Consider the following 9,266-nt stretch of genomic DNA (forward strand, 5'->3'; position numbering starts at 1 on the left):
GGGTACTAGTTTTTTAATAGGTAATGATTCATCTGCTGTGTTTACAAGTTCAGCTTCTTTAATGGGAGTTATTAGAGATAGTATTAATTTGAATTATACAGTTACATCTAATCCTAAAGATGAATATATATTCAATGCTTCATATGCTCATATAGGGTCTTCTTATGCTTTGGGTATTGGTTTTGCTTCAGAGATTAATAAAATTTATTCCTATGATATATCTGGAATGAAAAAAAATGATATATACAGTGGGCTTTATTTGATTAATATAGGGGCAGCTTATGCTATTAATGACAGTTCTTTTATAGGGGCAAATATTAAAAGTGTAGTTAATAATAGCGAAAAAGATAATAATTTCGGAGTGTTTTTTGATTTATCGTATATGCAGTCTCTTTTTACTCCTAGCTTTAAACTTGGAATCGGAATTAAAAATTTCGGATTTTATGATAATGTATTTGCCAAAATAGATACAGATATAACAGCATCTTTAGCATATATAAAGAGTGATAATAGTTTTTCAATAACAGCACAATATACTATATCAGTTCCTTCTGTAAGTCATGAGGTATCTGTGGGTATTGAAGCTATGATTATAGATTTTAATAAATTAGGTTTATTTAAAGAAAAAAATAGTTGGTATGATGATTTACCAGAAAGTATATTAGACGCTCCTAGTGCCATACAAAAAAGACTTGCTCAAAAACTTCCTAGCGGTATTTTAGCAAGGGCTGGAGTAGGAAATAAGGGTGCTTCTTTGGGTTTATCTATTTATGTGAATTTATTTAGATTAGATTATGCTATAATTTTTGATAATTTTAGCAAGGATAATATTTCACATGATATAGGTATGAGTTTTATGTTTTAATAAGTTTAGTGATTATTTATGGCTATTTGTAAACAGAAAATATCTTCTACTGAAAATTGCGATAGAGAAGATTATAAAGACGGATTATGCATTATACATCATAATAGTAATGATAAACCAGACGGACTTTTCAGACGAATAATAAGAGATGATATTTATAGAGGATATTATAACTTTTCTTATATGATTAGTTATGAAGGGTTTAATTTTGAAGGGTTAAAGATAGAAAAGAATACTAATTTGCTTTTTCAAAATTCTTCATTTTACGGACCTTTTCAAATGAGGAATTTCAATCTATTTTCATCATTAGATTTTACAGACAGCAATTTTGAAAGCGGTTTATTTATTACAATGTCAAATGTGTATAAAGAAATCATTATGAAAAATTCTAAAATAAATATTGATTTTAATATGTCATTATCAAATTTACATTCTCTTGATATATATAATATAAAAGTTAATTGCAATTGTAATATATCTAATACCGATATAATTGATAAATTAACATTCAATCATATTCATTTTCATAATAATTTAAGCCTTCTAAATACTAGTTTGCAAGGAGATGCTAGTTTTGAGAATATCATAATAGAAGGAGATGCTGATTTTAGAAATATGATGTTTTATAAATCATTAAAATTTGAAAATGTAGAAATTAAAGGAAAAACTATACCACCTGAAATAATTAAAAATGAAAATATAGAATTTATTAATGTTTTAATAAATGGTAAAGTTATAGAAGATAATCAAAAAGAGAAAAAAGAAAAAGAGAAAAAAGAATCTCAATTAGAAAAAATAAAAGAGGCAAAGAATAAAATTCATAAAGAAACTTTTCTTAATGATGAATATTCCAAAAAAAAGTAAAATATTAAAGCAGATTTCTCTTATCTTTTAATTCATCTTTTTCTCTTATATCCTTTAATATATCTTTTATTTTAGAGTCTTTGTTATTAGGATAAATCAGTATAACTCCCTCAGATTTTACTATTGTAATGTTATCAATACCATCTGCTGCTATGAAAGTTTTATTATCATCATTAATTATAATATTATTATTAGCCTCTTTTACATACACATTTCCAACTACTACATTATTACTATTATCTTTATCATGTATTCTTCCAAGTGCCGAAAAAGCTCCCAAATCGTCCCAAAAAAAGTTAGACTTCATACATATTATATTATTTAATTTTTCCATTATACCAAAGTCAAATGATATTTTATTAATACTATTAAAAATCTCTATTTTTTTATCATTTTCCTTTGTTTCTAAAGTTTTTCTAACTTTATCATATGTATCAGGCATTAATTCTTTTATAGCGTTTAGAATATTATCAATAGACCATATAAACATACCGCTATTCCATAAATAATGTCCATCTTCTAAAAATTTGCATGCATTTTCATAATTAGGTTTTTCTACAAATCTATCAACATTATATATATTATTTTCTATATTGTCCTTTAATTTTATATATCCATAACCTGTTTCTGGTCTAGTAGGATTTATTCCTATAATGACAATATTATCTGTTTTTTTACTGATATCAATAGAATCATTTATAATTTTAATAAATATATCTTCATCTTTTATTATAGGATCTGCTGGCAATATAGATACTATGGCATTGCCTACTTTTTCTTTTATGGCTAAAACACCTAATGCTATGGCAGCAGCAGTATCTCTTCCTATAGGTTCATATATTATATTTTCTTTATTAAATGATGGTATATATTTGTTAAAAGCCTCTTCATATCTTTTACCTGTTACTATAAAAATATTCTCTTTTGATGTTATTTGTAAAGCTCTGTCTATAGTTTGTTCTATTAAAGATTTATCATCTATTATTTTTAGAAATTGTTTTGGTTTACTTTCTCGGCTTAAAGGCCATAGTCTTTCACCTATTCCTCCAGCCATAATAAGTACAGCTTTTTTCATATGATACATACCCTTTATTATATTACTTTATTTATAACTTAATTATATCTAAAAATAGATAAAAAACAATAATATTTTTAAGTATTGGATAATAATACATAAAAAACTTTATTTACATTTTATACATTATGAAATAAAAAGTTATTTTTTTGTAAAAAATGTAGTTCTTATGTTATATTAATAAATGTAAAGGTATTTATATAGCTTATAATTTGAATATTTTTATTTGACAAAAATTTCATTATGTATTAATCTTTACCCTATATTTGGAGATTTTTTGAATTTTTGAGAGGTTATATGAATAATACTGATCAATTAATATATGATGACGATGATATGCTGTCACCTATAGATGCCGCCAAAATAGTAGGAGTTTCTAGGACTACGGTTAATTATTGGGTAAGACATTATGGATTAAAGGCAGATGTTACGCCTGGAAAAAGATATAAGATAAGATACGCCGATTTGAAGGCATTTTTAGCTTTCAATAAAAAAGAAAAAAGAATAAAATTAAAAAGAAAGCAATCCAAATATAAATTAGCCATAATTGAACCTATGGAAATTACAAGAAAAAATTATGCTGAATGGCTGAAAGATGATTATGATCTTACTTGTATTTCTAATTTGATGATACCTCTTAAAGAGCTTAAAAAGATTTCTCCTGATATTATACTTATGGATATTAATTTATCAGAAGATAAGGATTATTTTTATCTATTAGATGAGATAAAAAAAGAGATTTCTCTAAGAACGGCATTGATTATTATAATTACAAAAAGATATAATGAAGATGATGTTGTAAATGGGCTTGAAAAAGGAGCATGCGACTATGTAAAAAAGCCAGTAGGTCAAAATGAGCTTAAAGCTAGAATAAAAAATGCTATTAGATTCTATGTTGATGTTTAATATTTATTAGAGCATATTTATAGGATCTATATCTATTTCTATGTAGTTATCTTTTTGTGCTATGAAGTTATATTTTAATTTTTCAAAAAACTTTTTTAGAAGAGAATGTGATGGAGTTTTGATAAGTATATTCCATCTATAATACTTATTTAATTTGCTCATAGCACATGCTGAAGCCCCTAATATTATTATTTTATCAGAATTTTCATAAGTTTCCATTCTAAGCATATCAGCTATTTTATTAGCATCATTTTCTACTTTACTTTCATCTAATCCTCTTATCACCAATCTTACAAGCCTTGCAAAAGGAGGATAGTTTAAAGGAGCTTTTCTATTTTCTATTTCTCTATTGTAAAATGATATATAATCATGATTTTTAGCACATTCTATACTATAATTTTCAGGAGAATATGTTTGAATATATACTATACCGTTTTTTTCTCCTCTACCACTTCTTCCTGCTACTTGAGTTATTAAGTTAAATGTTCTCTCTGAACTTCTGAAATCTGGTATATGAAGCGACATATCTGCTAATAATACACCCACCAAAGTAACATTAGGAAAATCAAGACCTTTGGCTATCATTTGAGTACCTACTAATATATCTATTTCACCATCAGAAAATTTTTTGAATATTTTTTCATAGTTTTTAGTGCCTCCTACAGTATCCTGATCCATTCTTTCTATCACAGCATTCGGAAAAAGTATTTTAAGATGCTCTTCTACCTTTTCTGTACCGCTTCCTATTTGTTCAAAATGTCCTATTTTACATTCATCGCAAAGATCATCTAAATATTGAGTATATCCGCAGTAATGGCACATAACAACATTTTTCTTTTTATGATATGTGAGCGAAACGGAACAGTTAGGGCATTCTAATACTCTCTGACAATATGAACAGCTTACAACAGGAGCATAACCTTTTCTATTAAGAAATAATATAATTTGTTCTTTTTTATCTAATTTTTTATTTATTTCCTCTGCTAATTTTTGGGTAATCATAGGAAAAGCATCGGCTCTTTTTTCTTTTTTTAAGTCTAATATTTTTACTTCAGGCATATTAACAGATGCTGCTCTTTTATTTAATGTTAAAAGCTCTATTTTTTCCATCAAAGCATAATAATAGCTTTCTATTGACGGTGTAGCACTTCCCAAAATCAGTGTAGCATTTTCCTGAGACTTTCTATAAAAAGCAACCTGTCTGGCATGATATCTAGGAGTATCGCCTGCTTTATAGCTTGTTTCATGCTCTTCATCTATAACTATTATTCCTAAATTAGGAGTAGGGGAGAATATGGCACTTCTAGCACCTATAACTATTTTTATTTCATCTTTTTTTATCATCTGCCAGTATTTATATTTGGCATTTGGAGATAATTTACTATGAAGAACTGCTATTTTACCTTCAAATCTTTCAGCGAATCTTTTTATAGTTTGCGGAGTTAAAGATATTTCAGGAAGTATAACTATAGCCTGCTTACCCATATCCACAACTTTTTTTATAGCCTGTAAATAAACTTCCGTTTTACCGCTTCCTGTTACACCATGAAGTAAAAAGGTTTTTGCATTATTTGATTTTATACTTTCTGTGATTTTTTTGAGTACATTTTCCTGTTCATCATTGAGTTTTAGATATGGTTTTTGTTTTGCAGGTATTGGTTTGGCTTTCTTTTCTTTTTTTGATGGAGTTCCTACAGGCAGTGCTGCAAAAAGAGCTTCACCAAAAGATGAATGATAATAATTACTTATCCATTTAGCTAATTTGAATTCTTTATTGGAACATATAGGTTCAAGATCAATTCTAGCTTTGATAGGATATACTTTATAGTTTCCGTCTATAGTTTCAACTTCTTCTATAACAATACCTTTATTGTTTTTTCCTTTAATAGGAGCAACAACTCTGCATCCTATCAAGCTATCATTAATCTCATCTGGTTTTTTGTATGTAAGTATTTTATCTATAGGCAGATTGAAAACAACTTTAACATACATTATTATTACATTTTTTCACGACGTTTTTTATCTTCGTATTTAGACATACAATTTACACATCTTAAAGTATAAGGCAAAGCAGTTAGTCTTTCTTCATTAATTTCTTCTTTACAATCAATACATTTACCGTAAGTACCATCATCTATTCTTTTAAGTGCATTATTAAGCATATCTAATTTATCTTTTTCTTTTTGAGAGAAATTCATAAGATTTTGTTTTTCATAAGCCTGAAATGCTATATCTACCATATCTCCATAAGAATCATCTTTAAGAGCCTCATAAGTTTCATTTCCGCTTAATAATTCATCTAAAGTCTTTTTCTTTTCCTCTAATAATAAACATTTAAATTTTTTTAACTTCTTAGCAGTCATATACAAACCTTTAAGCAATAGTAATCAAATTAATATAGTTTAACGTTTGGAGAATTGGAAACGTTTTCTAGCACCTGATCTTCCGTATTTTTTACGTTCAACTACACGGGAATCTCTAGTAAGAAAACCATTTCTTTTTAAAGTAGTTCTGAAATCCTGACTTTCTCCTACTAAAGCTTTAGCTATACCATGTCTTACAGCATCAGCCTGAGCAGAAACACCGCCGCCATGTACATTAGCAAATACATCATATTTTCCAAAATTACCTGTTGTTTTCAAAGCATCTTCTACTACTTTAAGAAGAGCTGCTCTGTTACAGAAATATTCAGTATAATTTTTGCCATTTATTAAAATTTTACCGCTTCCTAAAGTTATACGAACTCTAGCATTAGCTGTTTTTCTTTTACCAGTAAAAATAGTTAATTGTTTAGCTGCCATTTTTGTCTCCTAATTATATATTTACTACAGTAGGTTTATTAGCTTCATGCGGATGCTCACTTCCTGCATATACTTTTAACTTCTTAAGATGAAGTCTTCCCAAAGGATTATGTGAAAGCATACCTTTTACAGCTATTTTAACCATTCTTTCAGGGCTTTTCTCTAATAATTCGCCGTAACTTATAGCTTTAATTCCACCTGGGTAACCTGTATGTCTATAGTGAATTTTGCCTTTCTTTTTATTTCCTGTTAGTACTATATCTTTTGCATTGATAATAATTACATAATCACCATTATCTAAATTGTATGCATAGTCTACTTTATGTTTGCCTTTAAGCATATAAGCTGCTCTGCTTGCTACTCTTCCTAATGATTTACCTTTAGCATCGATTATTAACCAATTTTGTTTAATATCTTTTTGTGATAACACGTAGGTACTATTTTTTGTTTTTAATGTTTTCTTATCCATAACATACACACCTTGATTTAACGTTTAAAAAATTTGGTAGTTTATAAAATATTAAAATGTAACGGTGCGTAATTATACCATAAAAATATTGTAAAGTCAAATTTAAATTCTTATAAAATTATTCTTATAATAGAGAATGCTGTTTTTATACCTATTAGGTTAATTATTTTTAATGATTTCTTTAAGCCTATTATTTTGATAACATATATAATATTTTTTGCTTTTGCTATTTTAGGAATATTTTTTATACCTATTATTTTCATTATACCTTGGAATTTCTTTAATCCTATGATTTTCACTATTTTTGATATTTTTTTCATTTTATTCATAGGCATTACCTAATTTTATTTTAAATGCATATTATCTAAAAGTCTAGTGGAACCACAATAATATGATATAAGTATAATAGAGTTTTTTGTTGCAGTCTCGATACTTTTAAGAGTGTCTTTATCTATAATATCGAGATATTCTAATTTAAGCATTTTATGAGGTTTCAAATTATTTTTTATTATATCTATCAAATAAGATGATTCTGTACCGCCTTTTTTGAACTCCTCTCTAGTTTCTTTAAGAAGTTTATATATTATTTTAGCTTCTTCCTTTTCTCTTTCACTAAGAAGGCTATTCATACAGTTTATAGCAAGCATATTTTCATCTCTTACTATAGGAATGGTTTTTAATGATATATTATAATTCAAATCCTTTATCATTTTTTTTACAATAATAACTTCCTGATAATCATATTCAATTAAATATACATGAGTAGGAGATATTATATTAAAAAGTTTAGACATTATTGTAATTATGCCCTTATAATAAATAGCCTTTAAAATCTTATGATATTCTATGTATTTATTATCTATATTTAGAGAAATAGAATAATCATCAGCTATCATCTCCTCTACAGAAGGAATAAATAATGCATCTGCTTCGGATTTTTCTAAAAGCTTTTTGTCATTTTCCAAATTTTGAGGATATTTTTCTATATCTTCTACTTTTATGAATTGAAGCGGGTTTAGAAATATACTTACTATTATAATATTACATTCTTTTTTTGCTTTTTTTATTAAAGCAATATGTCCTTCATTTAATGCCCCCATAGTAGGTATTAGGGCTATGGAATTATTTTTATTTTCATTAACAAATTTATATGCACTTTTTATATTTTTTAAAATAATTAAAGCCATATATTAATCCATTTTTTTATTCATTTTATCCTGATTTGTAGCAGGTTCATAAAAATATAATGCTAATATAGTTTGAATCGGAAACATTATAATAGCTTCAATAAACATACTGAATCGTCTAATAGTAAATATAATATCTTTTTTTAATACAAAAATATTTAGTATATAAAGTATCTTACTTGCTGCAAATGCCAAAAATAGTAATATTATTAAAAAGTAAGGCAATGAATTAGGTGCAGGAAGTAAAGTAATATATTTAGGAGTTTCATTATTATTAGAATTAACTATAAATAAAAATATTCCAAATAAGTATATAAAAGCAAATACAGCATCCAATATTATAGTAACAAGTTCGGCATTTTTATGAGATATTTCAGGATAAAGTAAAGTACCACAGGAACGGCATTGTTTAGCATATTTATCATTAACAGTTTTGCATGATTTACATTTAATAGTTTTAGCCATAGTTTTATATCAACTCCTTAATTTAATAAGTCAAACTACAATATCATATTTATAAATAATAAAATTGTCAACTATTAGAGTAAACAATAAATATATAATTAAAAAATTATTTAGGATTTTATTATTTATTCCGTTGATATAATTATGAAGCAATTATGGAAAAAGTTTGAAGAAGAATGTTTTTGTTATTTACAAAATACATATAGAAATACAGTGTTTGAATATTATGGAAGTTCAGATTCTACAGTTTCCGATATAAAAGTAGTTTATAATAATTTTTTTATTGAAGTAAAATCAAATATATCTCAGTGCGGTCAGTTTGTTGTTTTTAAAACTGGTAATGTATTTAAATATTCAAATAGAAATAAAACTACTATTAATAAATATTCTGATTATATAATAAATTTTATGAATAAATATTTTTATGATTTTTATAATACTGGTACTAGTGGAACTGATATTAATATGAATAAGAAAATATTTGCTTCTTGGATAATAGATTATTATAGAACTAAGAGTACAAAAGATTTTATTACAAAAGGAGATGATTATATTATTATCCTATTAGAAAAAATAGGAATATATTTTGATATAACAGCATGTTATAGAGTAAAGAAAAGCGGTTCCTCAGATC

At 26.1% G+C, this 9,266-nt stretch carries 12 protein-coding genes; 4 read left to right on the forward strand and 8 right to left on the reverse strand.

The genetic code is table 11. The annotated features are described in order from the left end of the window. Both Q1J76_RS08230 and Q1J76_RS08235 read left to right on the forward strand, forming a co-directional pair. Positions 1 to 865 (forward strand): hypothetical protein (locus Q1J76_RS08230; RefSeq protein ID WP_300369584.1); only part of this gene is annotated, 865 nt, incomplete at its 5' end. A gap of 18 nt (positions 866 to 883) precedes the next feature. Beyond that, on the forward strand, positions 884 to 1,729 hold the full coding sequence (locus Q1J76_RS08235) for a hypothetical protein (RefSeq protein ID WP_300369586.1): 846 nt from the start codon (positions 884 to 886) through the stop codon (positions 1,727 to 1,729). Between the two features lie 4 nt (positions 1,730 to 1,733). Here the strand turns inward: Q1J76_RS08235 and Q1J76_RS08240 are convergent, their stop codons facing one another. Further along, complete coding sequence (locus tag Q1J76_RS08240) at positions 1,734 to 2,804, reverse strand: mannose-1-phosphate guanylyltransferase (protein WP_300369589.1); 1,071 nt, start codon at positions 2,802 to 2,804, stop codon at positions 1,734 to 1,736. A 297-nt stretch (positions 2,805 to 3,101) separates the two neighbouring features. Here Q1J76_RS08240 and Q1J76_RS08245 point away from each other — a divergent pair, with 297 nt between their 5' ends. Next, positions 3,102 to 3,710: a response regulator gene (locus Q1J76_RS08245; RefSeq protein WP_300369591.1), complete on the forward strand. Its 609-nt coding sequence runs from the start codon at positions 3,102 to 3,104 to the stop codon at positions 3,708 to 3,710. Between the two features lie 6 nt (positions 3,711 to 3,716). On the opposite strand, the gene priA is transcribed toward Q1J76_RS08245, so the two are convergent. From priA to Q1J76_RS08280, 7 genes are all read right to left on the reverse strand, one after another. Beyond that, on the reverse strand, positions 3,717 to 5,702 hold the full coding sequence (priA, locus tag Q1J76_RS08250) for a replication restart helicase PriA (RefSeq protein ID WP_300369593.1): 1,986 nt from the start codon (positions 5,700 to 5,702) through the stop codon (positions 3,717 to 3,719). 5 nt (positions 5,703 to 5,707) lie between these two features. Further along, a complete protein-coding gene (locus Q1J76_RS08255; protein ID WP_300369595.1) occupies positions 5,708 to 6,073 on the reverse strand; it encodes a TraR/DksA family transcriptional regulator in 366 nt (121 codons plus the stop codon). A gap of 39 nt (positions 6,074 to 6,112) precedes the next feature. Next, positions 6,113 to 6,511 (reverse strand): 30S ribosomal protein S9, encoded by a 399-nt coding sequence (rpsI, locus tag Q1J76_RS08260; RefSeq protein ID WP_300369597.1) that lies wholly within the window; start codon positions 6,509 to 6,511, stop codon positions 6,113 to 6,115. A 13-nt stretch (positions 6,512 to 6,524) separates the two neighbouring features. After that, on the reverse strand, positions 6,525 to 6,980 hold the full coding sequence (rplM, locus tag Q1J76_RS08265; protein ID WP_300369599.1) for a 50S ribosomal protein L13: 456 nt from the start codon (positions 6,978 to 6,980) through the stop codon (positions 6,525 to 6,527). A 110-nt stretch (positions 6,981 to 7,090) separates the two neighbouring features. After that, positions 7,091 to 7,309: a hypothetical protein gene (locus Q1J76_RS08270; RefSeq protein ID WP_300369601.1), complete on the reverse strand. Its 219-nt coding sequence runs from the start codon at positions 7,307 to 7,309 to the stop codon at positions 7,091 to 7,093. Between the two features lie 15 nt (positions 7,310 to 7,324). Further along, positions 7,325 to 8,167 carry a pantoate--beta-alanine ligase gene (gene panC, locus Q1J76_RS08275; protein ID WP_300369603.1) on the reverse strand — a complete coding sequence of 281 codons (843 nt, stop codon included), beginning with the start codon at positions 8,165 to 8,167 and terminating at the stop codon, positions 7,325 to 7,327. A gap of 3 nt (positions 8,168 to 8,170) precedes the next feature. After that, positions 8,171 to 8,632 carry a hypothetical protein gene (locus Q1J76_RS08280; RefSeq protein WP_300369605.1) on the reverse strand — a complete coding sequence of 154 codons (462 nt, stop codon included), beginning with the start codon at positions 8,630 to 8,632 and terminating at the stop codon, positions 8,171 to 8,173. A gap of 144 nt (positions 8,633 to 8,776) precedes the next feature. Between Q1J76_RS08280 and Q1J76_RS08285 the strand changes: the two genes are divergently transcribed. After that, positions 8,777 to 9,266, forward strand: a 490-nt coding sequence (locus tag Q1J76_RS08285) for a PDDEXK family nuclease (protein ID WP_300369606.1), incomplete at its 3' end; no start/stop codon positions are given.

It is taken from the genome of Brachyspira sp. (genome assembly GCF_029258575.1).
In the GTDB taxonomy this organism is placed as follows: domain Bacteria; phylum Spirochaetota; class Brachyspiria; order Brachyspirales; family Brachyspiraceae; genus Brachyspira.